The 17,333-nt window shown below is 54.8% G+C and carries 18 protein-coding genes; 9 read left to right on the top strand and 9 right to left on the bottom strand.

Annotated features, from left to right (window positions below; genetic code table 11):
* Positions 1-33 precede the first annotated feature (33 nt).
* The 4 genes from ACH0WD_RS05555 to ACH0WD_RS05540 are packed head-to-tail and all read left to right on the top strand — an operon-like array spanning position 34 to position 4,685.
* Positions 34-1,698, top strand: a complete 1,665-nt coding sequence (locus ACH0WD_RS05555; protein WP_000580922.1) for an acyl-CoA synthetase FdrA — start codon at positions 34-36, stop codon at positions 1,696-1,698.
* A 9-nt stretch (positions 1,699-1,707) separates the two neighbouring features.
* On the top strand, positions 1,708-2,967 hold the full coding sequence (locus tag ACH0WD_RS05550; RefSeq protein ID WP_000495330.1) for a DUF1116 domain-containing protein: 1,260 nt from the start codon (positions 1,708-1,710) through the stop codon (positions 2,965-2,967).
* A gap of 11 nt (positions 2,968-2,978) precedes the next feature.
* On the top strand, positions 2,979-3,788 hold the full coding sequence (locus tag ACH0WD_RS05545) for a DUF2877 domain-containing protein (protein ID WP_000821192.1): 810 nt from the start codon (positions 2,979-2,981) through the stop codon (positions 3,786-3,788).
* Positions 3,789-3,791: 3 nt separating this feature from the next.
* Positions 3,792-4,685, top strand: a complete 894-nt coding sequence (locus ACH0WD_RS05540; protein WP_000855343.1) for a carbamate kinase — start codon at positions 3,792-3,794, stop codon at positions 4,683-4,685.
* Positions 4,686-4,725: 40 nt separating this feature from the next.
* On the opposite strand, the gene purK is transcribed toward ACH0WD_RS05540, so the two are convergent.
* From purK to ppiB, 4 genes are all read right to left on the bottom strand, one after another.
* The gene (purK, locus tag ACH0WD_RS05535) at positions 4,726-5,793 is read right to left on the bottom strand and encodes a 5-(carboxyamino)imidazole ribonucleotide synthase (protein ID WP_000815602.1); all 1,068 of its coding nucleotides are present in this window, start codon (positions 5,791-5,793) and stop codon (positions 4,726-4,728) included.
* Positions 5,790-6,299 (bottom strand): 5-(carboxyamino)imidazole ribonucleotide mutase, encoded by a 510-nt coding sequence (gene purE / locus ACH0WD_RS05530; RefSeq protein WP_000098736.1) that lies wholly within the window; start codon positions 6,297-6,299, stop codon positions 5,790-5,792. Before purE ends, purK begins: the two co-directional genes overlap by 4 nt.
* Positions 6,300-6,416: 117 nt before the next feature.
* Positions 6,417-7,139 carry a UDP-2,3-diacylglucosamine diphosphatase gene (gene lpxH, locus ACH0WD_RS05525; RefSeq protein ID WP_000212279.1) on the bottom strand — a complete coding sequence of 241 codons (723 nt, stop codon included), beginning with the start codon at positions 7,137-7,139 and terminating at the stop codon, positions 6,417-6,419.
* Positions 7,140-7,141: 2 nt separating this feature from the next.
* Positions 7,142-7,636: a peptidylprolyl isomerase B gene (ppiB, locus tag ACH0WD_RS05520; RefSeq protein WP_000255991.1), complete on the bottom strand. Its 495-nt coding sequence runs from the start codon at positions 7,634-7,636 to the stop codon at positions 7,142-7,144.
* 172 nt (positions 7,637-7,808) lie between these two features.
* Between ppiB and cysS the strand changes: the two genes are divergently transcribed.
* Positions 7,809-9,194, top strand: coding sequence for a cysteine--tRNA ligase (cysS, locus tag ACH0WD_RS05515; RefSeq protein WP_000912376.1), 1,386 nt, complete (start codon positions 7,809-7,811; stop codon positions 9,192-9,194).
* A 43-nt stretch (positions 9,195-9,237) separates the two neighbouring features.
* Here cysS and ACH0WD_RS05510 read toward each other — a convergent pair whose 3' ends face one another.
* From ACH0WD_RS05510 to folD, 5 genes are all read right to left on the bottom strand, one after another.
* Positions 9,238-10,062, bottom strand: a complete 825-nt coding sequence (locus tag ACH0WD_RS05510) for a DUF2145 domain-containing protein (protein ID WP_000819117.1) — start codon at positions 10,060-10,062, stop codon at positions 9,238-9,240.
* On the bottom strand, positions 10,059-10,496 hold the full coding sequence (locus tag ACH0WD_RS05505; protein WP_001038581.1) for an STM0539 family protein: 438 nt from the start codon (positions 10,494-10,496) through the stop codon (positions 10,059-10,061). Before ACH0WD_RS05505 ends, ACH0WD_RS05510 begins: the two co-directional genes overlap by 4 nt.
* Positions 10,489-11,034 carry a metal-dependent hydrolase gene (locus ACH0WD_RS05500; protein ID WP_001143507.1) on the bottom strand — a complete coding sequence of 182 codons (546 nt, stop codon included), beginning with the start codon at positions 11,032-11,034 and terminating at the stop codon, positions 10,489-10,491. Before ACH0WD_RS05500 ends, ACH0WD_RS05505 begins: the two co-directional genes overlap by 8 nt.
* Before the next feature lie 127 nt (positions 11,035-11,161).
* Positions 11,162-11,374, bottom strand: coding sequence for a ribosome-associated protein YbcJ (ybcJ, locus tag ACH0WD_RS05495; RefSeq protein WP_000190278.1), 213 nt, complete (start codon positions 11,372-11,374; stop codon positions 11,162-11,164).
* A gap of 1 nt (position 11,375) precedes the next feature.
* The gene (gene folD, locus ACH0WD_RS05490) at positions 11,376-12,242 is read right to left on the bottom strand and encodes a bifunctional methylenetetrahydrofolate dehydrogenase/methenyltetrahydrofolate cyclohydrolase FolD (protein WP_000729165.1); all 867 of its coding nucleotides are present in this window, start codon (positions 12,240-12,242) and stop codon (positions 11,376-11,378) included.
* Positions 12,243-12,788: 546 nt separating this feature from the next.
* On the opposite strand from folD, the gene fimA reads away from it, so the two are divergent.
* The 4 genes from fimA (at position 12,789) to ACH0WD_RS05470 (ending at position 17,333) form a co-directional block, all read left to right on the top strand.
* Entirely contained in the window at positions 12,789-13,346 is a 558-nt protein-coding gene (fimA, locus tag ACH0WD_RS05485; protein ID WP_000681032.1) for a type 1 fimbrial protein subunit FimA, read from the top strand.
* 74 nt (positions 13,347-13,420) lie between these two features.
* Positions 13,421-13,954, top strand: a complete 534-nt coding sequence (gene fimI, locus ACH0WD_RS05480) for a type 1 fimbrial protein subunit FimI (RefSeq protein WP_000619602.1) — start codon at positions 13,421-13,423, stop codon at positions 13,952-13,954.
* A 43-nt stretch (positions 13,955-13,997) separates the two neighbouring features.
* Entirely contained in the window at positions 13,998-14,690 is a 693-nt protein-coding gene (gene fimC, locus ACH0WD_RS05475) for a type 1 fimbria chaperone FimC (RefSeq protein ID WP_001519112.1), read from the top strand.
* Between the two features lie 30 nt (positions 14,691-14,720).
* Positions 14,721-17,333, top strand: a complete 2,613-nt coding sequence (locus ACH0WD_RS05470) for a fimbrial biogenesis usher protein (protein ID WP_000754201.1) — start codon at positions 14,721-14,723, stop codon at positions 17,331-17,333.

Raw genomic sequence — 17,333 nt, 5'->3', positions numbered from 1 at the left:
AATTGCAATGGGTGCAATTATTAAGGAGTTGTTATGATCCACGCCTTTATTAAAAAAGGGTGTTTTCAGGACTCTGTCAGCTTAATGATTATTTCTCGAAAGCTGAGTGAGTCCGAAAATGTTGATGATGTATCGGTAATGATGGGAACGCCTGCGAATAAGTCGCTGCTGGAAACTACCGGTTTCTGGCATGACGATTTTCATGGCGCAACGCCCAATGACATTTGTGTGGCGATTCGTACCGAAGCGGTAGATGACGGCATTACGCAAGTGATTGTGCGACAGCTCGAAGAAGCATTGCAGCAGTTGGCGCAGGGAAGCAGCGGCAGCCAGTCGTTAATCCAGGTCAGACGCTGGGAAAGCGCCTGTCAGAAACTGCCAGAGGCGAATCTGGCGCTGGTATCGGTGGCCGGCGAATATGCGGCGGAACTGGCGGAGCAGGCGCTGGATCGTTCGTTGAACGTGATGATCTTCTCCGATAATGTCACGCTGGACGATGAAATCAGACTAAAACGCCGGGCGCGTGATAAAGGACTGCTGGTCATGGGGCCGGATTGCGGCACCGCTATGATCGCCAATACGCCGCTGGCTTTCGCTAACGTCATGCCAGAGGGCAACATCGGGGTGATTGGCGCTTCCGGCACCGGTATTCAGGAGCTCTGTTCACAGATTGCGCTGGCGGGGGAAGGGATTACCCATGCCATCGGGCTTGGCGGACGCGATTTGAGCGCCGAGGTCGGCGGGATCAGCGCGCTAACGGCACTGGACATACTCAGCGCGGATGAAAAGAGCCAGGTGCTGGCCTTTGTCTCCAAACCGCCTGCCGATGCGGTTCGTCAGCATATTATCGCGGCGATGAAAGCCACCGGGAAACCCGTTGTAGCGCTGTTCTTAGGGTTTTCCTCCCCCGTTGCGCGTGAGGAAAACGTCTGGTTTGCCTCGACGCTGGATGAAGCCGCCCGACTGGCATGTTTATTGTCTCGCGTGACGTCGCAGCGTAAAGAAATGGTTTCAACAGGCGGCGTGATTCGTGGTCTCTATACCGGCGGAACGCTGGCGGCGGAAGCGGCGGGGCTGCTGGCTGGCTATCTGGGCGTCGCGGCGGATACGGAACATCACCATGGCATGATGCTTGACGCTGACGGCCACCAGATTATCGATCTGGGCGATGACTTTTATACCGTTGGGCGACCACATCCGATGATTGACCCGGCGTTACGTAATCAGCTTATCGCCGGGCTTGGCGCACAGCCGCAGGTACGCGTGTTATTAGTGGACGTCGTTATTGGTTTTGGCGCGACTGCCGATCCCGCCGCATCGCTGATTCAGGCCTGGCAGAAGGCATGCGCCGCACGCGCCAGCGACCAGCCGCTGTTCGCCATCGCAACCGTCACCGGAACGGAACGCGATCCTCAGTGCCGCTCGCAACAAATCGCCGCGCTCGAAGATGCCGGCATCACGGTAGTGGATTCTCTTCCCGAAGCCACTCTGTTGGCCGCGGAACTGATTCGACCCACTCTCTCTTCCACTCATCCATCAGCTCCCCGGTTACTGGAAGCGGTAGCGGTGATTAATGCCGGGTTACGTAGCTTCGCGCTGGATTTACAGGCTGCCGGTATGCCCGTGGTGCACTACCAGTGGGCGCCTGTCGCTGGCGGTAATAAAAAACTGGCTCGTCTGTTAGAACGTTTGCAATAAGGGGTTCCCATGTTTACATCAGTGGCGCAAGCCAACGCTGCAGTCATCGAACAAATTCGTCGCGCACGTCCGCACTGGCTGGATGTGAAGCCAGCTTCTTCATTAATTAGCGTGCTCAATCAGGGGAAAACGCTTCTTCATGCCGGCCCGCCGATGCGCTGGCAAGAGATGACCGGCCCGATGAAAGGCGCCTGTATCGGCGCATGCCTGTTTGAAGGATGGGCCAAAGATGAAATGAGCGCGCTCGCGCTGTTAGAGCAGGGAAAGGTCAACTTTATTCCCTGCCATCACGTTAACGCCGTGGGGCCGATGGGCGGTATTACCTCAGCCAGTATGCCGATGCTGGTCGTGGAAAATATCACCGACGGCAATCGCGCGTACTGCAATCTCAACGAAGGGATCGGCAAAGTGATGCGTTTCGGCGCCTATGGCGAGGATGTTCAGCAACGTTTGCGCTGGATGCGTGATGTGCTGATGCCGGTATTAAGCGCGGCGCTGGGACGTCTGGAGCGGGGGCTCGACCTGACCGCAATGATGGCGCAGGGCATTACGATGGGAGATGAATTCCACCAGCGCAATATCGCCTCTTCCGCATTGCTGATGCGCACGTTGGCGCCGCATATCGCCCGTCTGGAACACGATAAGCAGCAGATAGCGGAAGTGATGGATTTTCTGAGCGTCACCGATCAATTCTTCCTTAATCTGGCGATGGCCTACTGTAAAGCCGCCATGGACGCAGGCGCGCAGATTCGCGCCGGCAGTATTGTGACGGCGATGACCCGTAATGGCGATATGTTTGGTATTCGGGTTAGCGGTCTGGGCGACCGTTGGTTCACCGCGCCTGTTAATACGCCACAGGGGCTATTTTTTACCGGTTTTTCGCAGGATCAGGCCAACCCGGACATGGGCGACAGCGCCATTACTGAAACGTTTGGTATTGGCGGCGCTGCAATGATTGCCGCGCCTGGCGTAACGCGTTTTGTCGGTGCCGGGGGAATGGAAGCGGCGAAATCTGTTTCTGAAGAGATGGCTGAAATTTATCTCGAACGCAACATGCAGCTACAAATCCCCGGCTGGGATTTTCAGGGGGCCTGTCTGGGACTGGATATCCGCCGCGTGGTCGAGACCGGAATTACGCCGCTGATTAACACGGGTATCGCGCATAAAGAGGCGGGGATTGGCCAGATTGGCGCGGGAACCGTCCGTGCGCCGCTGGCCTGTTTCGAGCAGGCGCTGGAAGCGCTGGCGGAAAGCATGGGCGTAAGTTAAGAGAGCGTCTCATGAAACGTATCCATCCTCTTATGGCAAGCCGACAATCGGCGGATTATCGGCAACCATGGCAGATGTCAGGGGTATGGCGTCGCTCTATTAATTTTGTGGCGAAAAGCGGTGAGTTATTAACGCTTCACCGTCGGGGGAGCGGCTTCAGTCCGGGAGGGTGGATACTGCGCGGCGGCGATTTTGACGCCTTGCGCGATGTGCTCACCGATGGCGAAAAACCGCAGTCAACCGCTGCCGGTATTCAGATTGGCGAGTTTCTTTTATGCGAGCCGGAGAGGCGCTGTTCGCTGCGGGTTCCGCGCTATCTTGCGTCGCCGCGTCTTAACGCGACGTACATGCAGCGTAGTGAGGAGACGGGACTGTTTGGGCCGTTAACCGTCGCCGCAGCCCAGCCTCTATGTCCGGAACTTCGCCAGTTTTGTCACTGCTTTCAGTCGGCGCTTGCAGGTGCTGCGACTGACTGGCGGCTATGGCTGGGTAAAGGGCCGGGCTTAACGCCCAGTCATGACGACACGCTGACGGGAATGTTGCTGGCGGCCTGGTATTTTGGCGCCATAGATGAACGCGCCGGGCGTAATTTTTTTGCCCAATCCGGCAGCCTTGATCGGGCGACGACGCTCGTGAGCGTTAGCTATTTACGCTATGCGGCTATGGGTTATTTCGCGTCACCTTTACTCCACTTTATTCATGCGCTGCGACGAGATGTTCGCACAGAAACGGCGATTGACGGACTGCTGGCGCTGGGGCACACCTCGGGCGCGGATACGCTGCTGGGGTTCTGGCTTGGACAACAAATAGTAAAAGGATAGGGAATGAAAACGTTGGTAGTTGCTCTTGGCGGCAACGCATTATTGCAGCGCGGAGAAGCGCTAACGGCAGAGAATCAATATCGCAATATTGCCGACGCAGTGCCTGCGCTGGCGCGACTTGCCCGCTCGTATCGGCTGGCGATAGTACATGGCAACGGCCCCCAGGTCGGCCTGTTGGCTTTACAGAACCTTGCCTGGAAAGCCGTTGAGCCTTATCCGCTGGATGTGCTGGTGGCGGAGAGTCAGGGCATGATCGGCTATATGCTGGCGCAGCGTCTGGCGCTTGAACCCGATATGCCGCCGGTGACTACAGTATTAACGCGGATAAAGGTATCGGCGGACGATCCTGCTTTTCTTGAACCGGAAAAGTTTATTGGCCCCGTTTATTCGCCAGAAGAGCAAATGGCGCTGGAAGCGACTTATGGCTGGCATATGAAACGTGATGGAAAATATCTGCGCCGTGTCGTCGCTTCCCCGGCGCCGCGTCAGATTATCGAAAGCGCCGCTATTGAGTTATTGCTAAAAGAGGGCCATGTGGTGATTTGCAGCGGCGGTGGCGGGGTACCTGTTGCCGGCGAGGGCGAAGGGGTCGAGGCGGTGATAGATAAAGACCTGGCGGCGGCATTGCTGGCGGAGCAGATAGCGGCCGATGGTCTGATCATTTTGACGGATGCGGATGCGGTGTATGAACATTGGGGAACGCCACAACAGCGCGCTATTCGTCAGGCTTCGCCCGATGAGCTGGCGCCGTTTGCCAAAGCCGATGGCGCGATGGGACCGAAGGTGACCGCGGTAAGCGGATATGTGAAGCGGTGCGGAAAGCCGGCATGGATTGGCGCATTGTCGCGTATTGACGATACCCTGGCGGGCAGAGCGGGAACCTGCATCTGTCTGTGATCGCGACGGGCGGCGACAGAAAATGCGCCGCCCACGCTGTTTATTTAAGCTTACTTTGCGCCCAGATAATGCCGCTGGCGTATTCGCCCGGCAGGAGCGGAGAAAGCGCTTCCAGGGTGGCGCTAAGACGTGACGTATCGCTGTCGGTCAGATTCAGATGGCCGACTTTTCGCCCCGGACGTACCGCTTTATCATACCAGTGCAGATGTACCAGCGGCAGCTTCAGCCAGTCGTAATTCAGCTCGCTGCCGATCAGGTTGATCATCACCGACGGGGCGTTAATCACCGGCGCGGGCAACGGCAGGCCGGTAATCGCGCGCAAATGCAATTCAAACTGACTGATGCTGGCGCCATTTTGCGTCCAGTGTCCGCTGTTATGTACGCGCGGCGCCAGTTCATTGATTAACAGGCCTTCCGGCGTGATAAAACATTCCATCGCCATTACGCCGACATAGTTCAGCGCCTGCATAATTGCTGACAGCATCGATTCCGCCTGCTCCTGCTGTTCGGCGTTCGCCTGTGGGAACGCGACGCTGGTCCGCAAGATGCCGTCCTGATGCAAATTGTGCGTTAGCGGGTAATACACGGTACTGCCGTCATGAGCGCGAGCGCCGACTAACGACACTTCGCCGGAAAAATGGATACCGCGCTCAACAATACATTCGCCATAGCAGTCATCCGGCAGTTGCCCGGTTTCGTCCGCGCGTAGACGCCACTGCCCGCGACCGTCGTAGCCGCCAACGCGACGCTTAATAATCGCCAGTTCTCCCAGACGGTCAAAGATGCCGGACCACTCGTCGGCGCTGGTCAGCAGCTGCCACGGCGCGGTCGCGAGTCCCAGTTTATCGAAAAGCTGTTTTTGTGTCAGACGGTCGGCGATGATCGGAAATACATCACGATTGACGAAGGCCGGGTGGCGCGCCAGCTCGCGGGTAAGCGCGGTTTCCGGCCAGCGCTCAATCTCTGCGGTAATGACGCTCTGCTGTACCGGCACGGCGGTAGGCTCTGCATCCAGACCAACCGGCCAGACGGCGATACCCAGCGGTTCGCCCGCCTGGCGCAGCATTCGGCCCAGTTGTCCGTTGCCGAGAACACAAACTTGCTTCATAGCGTCCCCCGCGGATCGGGATTTTCCAGAACTTCATCGGTTTGCGCTTTGCGCCAGTCGGCGATGCGCTGATGCAGTTCCGCGTCGTGTTGCGCCAGAATCTGTGCGGCGAGCAGGGCGGCGTTAGCGGCACCGGCTTTACCGATCGCCAGTGTACCCACCGGAATGCCGCGCGGCATCTGCACGATGGAGTAGAGGCTATCCACGCCGCTGAGCGCAGCGCTTTGTACCGGCACGCCGAGTACCGGGACCAGCGTTTTTGCCGCAATCATTCCCGGCAGGTGCGCCGCGCCGCCCGCGCCGGCAATAATCACTTGATATCCGTTCTCTTCCGCCGTTTCGGCGAAGCTGAACAGTTTATCGGGGGTGCGATGGGCGGAAACCACTTCTACATGGTGCGGGACATCCAGAATTTCAAAAATTTCGGCGGCGAATTGCATGGTAGCCCAGTCGCTTTTGGACCCCATCACGATGGCGACACGCGCCGGATTATTGCGGGAAGACATGCGTCTTAAAACTCCTGTGGTGCGGGACACGCTGCTTTTGAGGTGTCAGAGAATAGCATGATAATCAGGCAAGGAAAACGGTTGCGTGTGCGCCGTAACGGACGATTCGACGAACATTTACAGGGGGAAGGCGATTAACTCCACGTTGTCCGGCGTGACTTTTACCATTGAACCTTCATGATGCCATGCGCCTAACACCACGCGGAACGCGGGCTGGTCGTTGACGGAAAGTTCATGTACCGCCGGGCGGTGGGTGTGACCGTGAACCAGCCACTGTACGCGGTGTTTTTCCATTTCGGCGACGACGGTCTGCGCATTGACGTCCATAATATCCAGCGATTTGCTGCTGTTGGCGGCTTTACTGCCGGCGCGCATTCTGGCGGCGATACGGCGGCGGATAAACAGCGGCAGGGTAAGGAACAGTCGTTGCACCCACGGATTATGGACTTTGGCGCGAAACGCCTGATATCCGGCATCATCGGTACAGAGCGTATCGCCGTGCATAATCAACACATTGCGGCCATACAGATCGAGCACTTTTTCCTGCGGCAGTAGAATCATGCCGCTTTCGCGGGCAAAGCGTTTGCCAATCAGGAAGTCGCGATTACCATGAATAAAGAAGCAGGGAACGCCAACATTCACCACCGCTTTGATGGCGGCGGCTATCTCACGATGTAGCGGGTTGGGGTCGTCGTCGCCAATCCAGGCCTCGAAGAGATCGCCAAGAATATACAGCGCGTCGGCCTGACGGGCTTCTACGGCTAAAAAACGCAGAAAACCGGCGACGATCGCCGGTTCTTCCGTTTGCAGATGCAAGTCTGCAATAAACAGTGTCGCCACGATTACTCGCTGACGGTCACGTTTTCAATGATGACGTCTTCTTTTGGTACGTCCTGGTGCATACCGCTACGGCCAGTGGCGACGCCTTTGATTTTATCTACCACGTCCATACCTTCTACGACTTCCGCAAAGACGCAGTAGCCCCAGCCCTGCAGACTTTCGCCGGAGAAGTTCAGGAAGTCGTTGTCTGCCACGTTGATGAAGAATTGCGCGGTAGCCGAGTGTGGTGCCTGAGTACGCGCCATCGCCAGCGTACCACGGGTATTTTTCAGACCATTGTTGGCTTCGTTTTTGATCGCCTCTTTGGTGGCTTTCTGTTTCATGCCCGGCTCAAAGCCGCCGCCCTGAATCATAAAACCGTTAATCACACGGTGGAAAATGGTGTTGTTGTAAAAACCTTCGCGGCAGTAGTCCAGGAAGTTTTTAACTGTTTCAGGCGCTTTATCATCAAAGGTTTTGATTACGATATCGCCGTGATTAGTGTGGAAAGTAACCATTTATGCATCCTGTTCCAAGAGAGTGGTGCTTTAGCCCGCAATGGGGCACATATAGGGGCTTGTTATAGCATAACCGTAAGCTGCGATCACCTTGCAAAGTGTGCTGCTTCGATTACGAATAATATGTATCATACAGAGATTATTACCCACACACGTCTATACGGAATCTTCGATGTTAAAAATTTTTAATACACTGACGCGCCAAAAAGAGGAATTCAAACCCATTCATGCCGGGGAAGTCGGCATGTACGTGTGTGGTATCACCGTTTACGATCTCTGCCACATTGGCCACGGACGCACGTTTGTCGCTTTTGACGTTGTCGCGCGCTATTTGCGTTTTCTCGGTTATAAGCTGAAGTATGTGCGTAACATTACCGATATCGACGATAAAATTATTAAACGCGCCAATGAAAATGGCGAAAGTTTTGTCGCGCTGGTCGATAGAATGATTGCGGAAATGCATCAGGACTTCGACGCGCTGAATATTCTGCGTCCGGACAGCGAGCCGCGTGCGACGCACCATATTCAGGAAATTATCGAGCTCACCCGCACCTTAATCGAGAAAGGGCACGCCTATGTGGCGGATAACGGCGATGTGATGTTCGATGTACCGACCGATCCGACTTATGGGCAGCTTTCCCGTCAGGATCTTGAGCAGCTTCAGGCGGGCGCGCGCGTAGATGTCGTTGACGTGAAGCGTAACCCGATGGACTTCGTGCTGTGGAAAATGTCGAAAGAGGGCGAGCCGAGCTGGCCGTCGCCGTGGGGCGAAGGGCGTCCGGGCTGGCACATTGAATGTTCGGCGATGAACTGCAAGCAGTTGGGCAACCATTTTGATATTCACGGCGGCGGTTCCGATCTGATGTTCCCGCACCATGAAAACGAGATTGCCCAGTCTACCTGCGCGCATGACGGCGAATACGTCAACTACTGGATGCACTCCGGTATGGTGATGGTGGATCGCGAGAAGATGTCCAAATCGCTGGGCAACTTCTTTACCGTGCGCGACGTGCTGAAATACTACGATGCGGAAACCGTGCGCTACTTCCTGATGTCCGGGCATTACCGTAGCCAACTGAACTACAGCGAAGAGAACCTCAAGCAGGCGCGCGCTTCGCTGGAGCGGCTATACACCGCATTGCGTGGAACGGATAAATCAGCGGCCCCGGCGGGCGGCGAGGCGTTTGAAGCGCGTTTCGTGGAGGCGATGAATGACGATTTCAACACGCCGGAAGCCTACTCCGTCCTGTTTGATATGGCGCGTGAAGTCAACCGTCTGAAGGGCGAGGATATGACCGCCGCGAATGCGATGGCGTCTCATCTGCGGAAGATTTCCGGCGTGCTGGGACTGCTGGAGCAGGAGCCGGATGTTTTCCTGCAAAGCGGCGCGCAGGCGGATGACGGTGAAGTTGCGGAAATTGAAGCCTTGATTCAACAGCGTCTGGATGCCCGTAAAGCGAAAGACTGGGCGGCGGCGGACGCGGCGCGCGATCGTCTCGCTGAAATGGGTATTATTCTGGAAGATGGCCCGCAGGGCACCACCTGGCGGCGTAAGTAAGCGCTTTTACAGGCCGCTCTATTTGCATAGAACGGCCTGTTTTTTATTTTTTTGCACCGGGCGAAAGATAAACACACACCGACTCCCCCAGATTCTGATGTTCACACCCGGGTATTGCCCGGCTGTAATGGGCAATAAAGCGGATGACGCTGTCGCCGCTGTTTAGCCCCACATTTCCTTTTCGCAGCAATTCTGCTGGCTGATCGTCGGTGAAAACGTTGGGGGTGAACAGTTTTGCGCCTAATCGTTCAAAAGTGCCAGCACTAACGATAGAGGGTTGATAACCCTGAAGCTGCAACCAGCGGCGGGCATCATTACGTGACCAAACCTGCGCATCGTTTGCTCGCGCAAACACTTCGAGAAGCCAGCCATTCGAATTCTGATAAGGGCCGGAAAAAGGCCACGCAATCAGGTTATAGCGGGGACTGTGGAAGAGATTGAGTTTGGTAGCGCTATGTAAGAGCGTTTGTAATGCCGTCGCGATATCTGAACGCGGGCGCAAAACGGCAATGCTCTGATTCACCAGGTCATCAGCCAGAAACTCATACAGACCTTGTATATAGAGCGCTGATTCAGCGGTTCCGCAAGTATTCAGATTATGGTAAACCCGCCAGTCTCCGTTTGGCTGGCGCATGGCATAGCCAGCATGTGACCAGGTTAAATGTCGGCTCGACATATCTTGCCCCTGGCGAACCAGAATGACGACCGGATCGGGTTGACTGTTAAGCTGCTGTTTGAGCTGTAGCGCCTGATCCATTGTCGCTGCGATGCTCTCCGGCGTGTTTGCTTTTTGGTGACAGTTAGCACTGTCTGCATAAGCGTTGAGCGAGATTGCGCTGAGCCACAGGGCAAACGCGAATCGCTTCATTTGGCCGGTACCGTCTGGTTGCTGGAAAGTCCTGCGTCGTCCTGATTTACCATATGGGCAAGGACTTTGCCCTCTTTTTTCAAATAAGCGCCGGTGCCTTCCTGCGTTTTTTCCAGAGTGACTTTATCACCTGCTTTGAGGTTGCCTTCTTTGACGACATTTAGCGGAACTTGCATTTTAATGTCTTTGTTATCGGGGGACTTAGTGGTTAACAGCGCGGTTTTTTGCTTTTTATTTTCGACAACAGATCCAATGCTCAGGTTGAGCGGCAGCAGTACGGGGGAGAGTATAATTCCGCTAACCAGTGCGGAACTGCCCACGCTGACAACCGCAGACGATGCCGCATACCATCCAGTGGCAGACATTTCTTCGCTATAGCTGGCGTGGGAAAATGAGAAACAGACGACCGCGGCGGCGAATGTCATTTTATTCATATTGATTCCTTTTAATATGCGTTTTAAGTACCCATAGAAATAACACTAAAATACTTCCCGGCAACCACACCCACAGCAATTCTGAGAGAATGACCTGATGTCCATACGGCGTGATGTAGCTTGAAAGCGCAAACGGCGCGACTTTAATCACCTGCCAGGGTGCAAAGAAACGTTCATCCGACCACGGCCACAGCCATCCGACGCCTTTCCCACCCGTGGTTATCGAATCCAGCAGGCTGTGCGACAACAATGAAACGGTTAAAAACAGCCAGCAGCGCACCTGCCCCGCTCGAAACCATCGTCGTCCCGCGAGTACGCACAACAGGGGGAGGACGAATGCGAAAAGTAAAGAATGGGTAAATCCACGATGGCCAAATACGTTGCCGTAGGCGACGCCAAATTTAAAGGCCAGCACGTCGGCATCGGGGAGCATCGCCAGCACAACACCGGCAAACAGCAGGCGAGGAGGGATAACTTTCAGGCCTAAGCCTGCGCCAAAACACAGGGGAACGGCGGCGTGGGTGATAACGGTAGGCATAGCGATGGTTCACAGGGAAATAGCCATGCTAGCAGTTGGAACGCAGAGGATTAAGTGGATGATTATCTGAAAAGAAAGCATAATCAGGCCGGATAAGACGCTTTGCGTCGCTATCCGGCACTCTGTATCAGGCCACGACGTTCACACTTTGGCCTTCAAAGCTAACGGTTTGCCCGGCGACAATTTTGCAGCGTTTACGCGTTTCAACCGCGCCATCAACCTTCACCAGCCCGTCGGCAATGGCGATTTTCGCCTGCGCGCCGCTTTCGCTCCAGCCTTCCAGCTTGAGCAGATCGCACAGCTCGACGTGCGGGTGCTTGCCTAAAGAGAATGTCGCCATGTTATTTTCCTTGTGGATCGTGATATTCAATGCACGCCTGCAGCGTGTTTTCGATAAGCGTGGCGACCGTCATAGGGCCGACGCCGCCCGGTACTGGCGTGATGTATGACGCGCGCGCCGCGGCTTCGTCAAACACGACGTCGCCAACGACCTTGCCATTTTCCAGACGGTTAATACCGACATCAATCACAATTGCGCCTTCTTTAATCCATTCGCCGGGAATAAAGCCCGGTTTACCTACGGCGACAATGAGCAAATCAGCATGCTCGACATGGTGACGCAGATCTTTGGTAAAGCGGTGCGTAACGGTAGTCGTACAGCCAGCCAGCAGCAGCTCCATGCTCATTGGGCGTCCAACGATATTGGACGCGCCAATGACCACCGCATTCAGGCCGTAGGTATCAATATTGTAACGCTCAAGCAGGGTCACAATACCGCGGGGCGTACAGGGACGCAGGCGCGGCGCACGCTGGCACAGACGACCGACGTTATAAGGATGAAAACCGTCTACGTCTTTATCTGGCGCGATACGCTCCAGCACTTTAACGTTGTCGATACCTGCCGGTAAAGGCAACTGCACCAGAATACCGTCGATCGTGTTATCTGCATTCAGAGTATCGATAAGCGCCAGCAGTTCGGCTTCGCTGGTGGTTTCTGGCAGGTCATAGGAGCGGGAGACGAATCCCACTTCGTCGCACGCTTTACGTTTGCTTGCGACATAAATCTGTGAGGCCGGATTGCTGCCGACCAACACCACAGCCAGGCCGGGAGCGCGAAGCCCTGCTGCGACGCGTGCCTGAACTTTTTGAGCAACCTCAGATCGCACCTGCTGCGCAATCGTTTTACCGTCAATAATCTTTGCTGCCATCAGAGAGAAGATTCCATCTGTTACTTCAAGTCAAAGGGGATGACGCTATTTTGTCAGAAGCGGGCCTCGCTGTCAGTTAACGTTTGTGTTTCCGATGCAAACGCGACGTCTCCCCCGTCCGTTGCCGATACTGAGACGTGACCAGTAAGCGCGCCATGATTAACCAAAAAGAAACAATTCATCACCCTGGCTATGGTTACCGTAATCCCTCGTCGTTAATAGCGTCGGGCGGCATAATGCGACATTTTATACAAAATAAGATTAGACCCTTCTTATATCCCAATAAGAATTAGCTTAGGTCATTAAAAGAGTTTGCGGCTATTTTTTATTTAGCGAAATGTTTAATTTATTACCGTGACGAAATGTCATATTCGCAAAGATTAATTACTGCGTCTGATACTCAGGGGAGAAACAGAAAACTAATTAATCTGCGATATCTATCTTTACAGGATGCAGAGATAACTTTTCTGACATGCTATGTCGATAATAATTCAAACGGAGCCGACAGGATGCCGAAACCGGGTGTGTGTAATTCAAGGGAAATCCATGAAACATAAATTAATGACCTCTACTATTGCGAGTCTGATGTTTGTCGCTGGCGCAGCGGTTGCGGCTGATCCTACTCCGGTGAGCGTGAGTGGCGGTACTATTCATTTCGAAGGTAAACTGGTTAATGCAGCCTGTGCCGTTAGCACTAAATCCGCCGATCAAACGGTGACGCTGGGTCAATACCGTACCGCCAGCTTTACGGCGATTGGTAATACGACTGCGCAGGTGCCTTTCTCCATCGTCCTGAATGACTGCGATCCGAAAGTGGCGGCCACCGCTGCCGTGGCTTTCTCTGGTCAGGCAGATAACACAAACCCTAATTTGCTGGCTGTCTCCTCTGCGGACAATAGCACTACCGCAACCGGCGTCGGGATTGAGATTCTTGATAATACCTCTTCACCGTTGAAGCCGGACGGCGCGACCTTCTCGGCGAAGCAGGCGCTGGTTGAAGGCACCAATACGCTGCGTTTTACCGCACGCTATAAGGCAACCGCCGCCGCCACGACGCCAGGCCAGGCTAATGCCGACGCCACCTTTATCATGAAATACGAATAATCCCGTCTGGGAACGCCAGGGAAGGGAGGCGCCTCAACGGAAGAGGCTATCGGGGATAAAAGAGAACACAGCAGATGATAAGGAAAGGCGCGGCGCTAGCGGGGCTTGTTTTGATGTCGCCCGTTATTGCGCAGCCGGTAATGGTGGAGAGCGGGCGTATTCACCTGCGCGGACAACTGGTCAATGGCGGCTGCGCTGTCGCCACAGAAAGCCAGGATTTGCGCGTACTGATGGGACAGTACCGCACGAATGCGTTTACCGGTCCTGGCAGCTTCGCTCCCGTCAGCGTTCCATTTTCGTTACGGTTAATCTCCTGTAGCGCGGAGGTCTGGCGTCATGTCGGCATTGCGTTTGCCGGCGTTACGCCTGCGGAAGATCCCCATGTTTTTCTGGCCAGCGGCGAGGGTATCGGTAATGCCGGAATCGGCCTGGCATTATTTGATGACCAGCAGCGGCAAATCATACCTAACACGTTACCGCTTCATTACACGCCCATTTTAACGTCAGAAATGACTTTGCATTTTACTGCCCGCTATCGGGCAATTTCAGAAAATATGACGCCGGGACGAATTCATTCAGAAGTGTGGTTTACGCTGGTTTACCCATGAATTTTCTTGCCGACGTGACTCAATGCAAAAGGTATTTTTTACCATGCTGAATAGTATAAAATTAGGCTTTATTGTTCTTCTCACGTTATTTACTTCGCTGAACGTACAGGCGGCGGGGGGGATTGCATTAGGCGCCACGCGCGTTATTTATCCCTCGGCGGCGAAACAGACTTCTCTGGCAATCAGTAATAGCGATACTCAAGAACGTTACCTCGTCAATTCATGGATCGAAAATAGCGCCGGGCAGAAAGAAAAAACGTTTATCGTTACGCCGCCTTTATTCGTCAGCGAACCCAAAAGCGAAAACACGCTGCGTATTATCTACGCCGGGCAACCGCTACCCGGGGATCGGGAGTCGTTATTCTGGATGAACGTGAAAGCCATCCCGTCGGTCGATAAAAGTCATATTGAAGGAAAAAACGTTCTGCAACTGGCGATTCTGTCGCGCATCAAACTGTTCGTGCGTCCGGCGAATTTGCCACAGACGCCGGAAGACGCGCCGACCTTGCTGAAATTTTCCCGTGTCGGCAACCATCTCAAGATAACCAACCCATCTGCTTATTACCTCACGCTGGTCAATATCAGCGTGGGCGCGAAAAAGATTGATAACGTGATGATCGCGCCAAAAAGCGACATGCAAATTCCCTTACCGACTGGCGCGCAGGGCAGCGTGACATTTCAGACCGTCAATGATTACGGCGCATTGACGTCGGCGACAACGGCCAGTCTCGGTTAAGCAGAGAGCGTGAAGCCACACGAGAACACGATGAAGAAGACAACCTGGTTTGCAGGGCGATTTCCCGGCTATGTATCACCGTTAAACGGCGTGGCGCTGTCGGTGCTGGCGGCGCTGTGTCCGCTGACGAGCCGCGGCGAAAGTTATTTCAACCCTGCGTTTTTGTCGGCGGATACCGCGTCCGTGGCGGATTTATCTCGCTTTGAAAAAGGTAATCATCAGCCGCCCGGTATTTACCGGGTGGATATCTGGCGTAACGACGAATTCGTAGCGACGCAGGATATTCGTTTTGAGGCGGGCGCCGTGGGTGCCGGCGATAAATCCGGCGGCCTGATGCCTTGTTTTACACCGGAGTGGATTAAACGGCTGGGCGTGAATACCGCGGCGTTCCCTGTCTCAGATAAAGGCGTCGATACCACGTGTATTCACCTTCCTGAGAAAATCCCGGGCGCGGAGGTCGCGTTTGATTTCGCGTCGATGCGCTTAAATATTAGCTTGCCGCAGGCGTCATTGCTCAACAGCGCGCGTGGCTATATCCCGCCGGAAGAGTGGGATGAAGGGATACCCGCCGCACTCATTAATTACAGTTTTACCGGTAGCCGCGGAACAGACAGCGATAGCTATTTTTTGAGTCTGCTGAGCGGGTTGAACTATGGCCCCTGGCGGCTGCGTAATAACGGAGCCTGGAATTATTCGAAAGGGGACGGCTATCATTCGCAACGCTGGAACAACATTGGCACTTGGGTACAGCGCGCCATCATTCCGCTAAAAAGCGAACTGGTCATGGGGGACAGCAATACCGGGAACGATGTTTTCGACAGCGTCGGCTTTCGCGGAGCGCGGCTGTACTCTTCTGACAATATGTATCCCGATAGCCTGCAGGGCTACGCCCCCACGGTCAGAGGGATCGCCCGGACGGCGGCAAAGCTGACGATACGACAGAACGGGTATGTTATCTACCAAAGCTATGTGTCGCCGGGCGCGTTTGCGATTACCGATCTTAATCCTACCTCTTCCAGCGGCGACCTTGAGGTGACGGTAGATGAAAAAGACGGTAGCCAACAACGTTACACGGTGCCTTACTCTACCGTTCCGCTATTGCAGCGTGAGGGCAGGGTGAAGTATGACCTGGTGGCCGGGGATTTTCGCAGCGGCAATAGTCAGCAGTCTTCGCCATTCTTTTTCCAGGGAACGGTGATTGCCGGCCTGCCTGCGGGGCTGACGGCTTACGGCGGTACGCAACTTGCCGATCGTTACCGTGCTGTGGTGGTCGGGGCGGGGCGAAATTTGGGCGACTGGGGAGCCGTGTCGGTCGATGTCACACATGCGCGTAGCCAACTGGCAGATGACAGCACCCATCAGGGGCAATCGTTGCGTTTTCTGTACGCCAAATCGCTGAATAATTACGGGACTAATTTTCAATTGCTGGGCTACCGCTATTCCACGCGCGGATTTTACACCCTGGATGATGTGGCATACCGCAGTATGGAAGGGTACGACTACGAATACGATAGCGACGGACGCCGCCATAAAGTGCCGGTGGCGCAGAGCTACCACAATCTCCGTTACAGCAAAAAAGGCCGCTTTCAGGTCAATATTTCGCAAAACCTGGGGGATTACGGGTCACTGTATCTTTCCGGCAGTCAACAAAATTACTGGAATACGGCGGATACCAATACCTGGTATCAACTGGGATACGCCAGTGGATGGCAAGGCATAAGTTATTCGCTGTCATGGTCGTGGAGCGAGTCGGTGGGGATCTCAGGCGCCGATCGCATTCTGGCATTCAATATGTCCGTTCCGTTTAGCGTTCTGACCGGACGGCGCTATGCGCGCGACACTATTCTTGATCGTACTTATGCCACGTTTAACGCCAACCGCAACCGCGACGGCGACAATAGCTGGCAGACCGGCGTGGGCGGCACGCTTCTGGAAGGACGTAATCTGAGCTACAGCGTGACGCAGGGTCGTAGCAGTACCAATGGTTATAGCGGCAGCGCCAGCGCTAGCTGGCAGGCGACGTATGGCACGCTGGGCGTGGGATATAACTACGATCGCGATCATCATGACTATAACTGGCAACTTTCCGGCGGCGTGGTCGGTCATGCGGATGGTATTACGTTTAGCCAACCGTTGGGCGATACCAATGTCTTGATTAAAGCGCCGGGAGCGAAAGGCGTGCGCATCGAAAACCAGACCGGCGTGAAAACGGACTGGCGGGGTTATGCGGTAATGCCCTACGCCACGGTATATCGCTATAACCGCGTCGCGTTAGATACCAACACGATGGACAACCATACCGATGTCGAAAATAACGTCAGCAGCGTAGTGCCGACAGAGGGCGCGCTGGTGCGGGCTGCTTTTGATACGCGGATAGGCGTAAGGGCAATCATTACCGCGAGGCTTGGCGGACGTCCGTTACCGTTTGGCGCGATAGTACGAGAAACCGCCAGCGGCATTACCAGTATGGTCGGCGATGACGGGCAAATTTATCTGAGCGGCTTGCCGCTAAAAGGTGAACTGTTCATCCAGTGGGGAGAGGGGAAAAACGCGCGTTGTATCGCCCCTTACGCCCTGGCGGAGGACAGCTTAAAGCAGGCGATCACGATAGCCAGCGCGACCTGTATCCGTCCGTCGTCATAA

The organism is Salmonella sp. 2020_1395, from assembly GCF_043848115.1.
In the GTDB taxonomy this organism is placed as follows: Bacteria; Pseudomonadota; Gammaproteobacteria; order Enterobacterales; family Enterobacteriaceae; genus Salmonella; species Salmonella enterica.
Note: the sequence above shows the minus strand (reverse complement) of the source record. Positions and strands in the feature narration are given on the sequence as shown.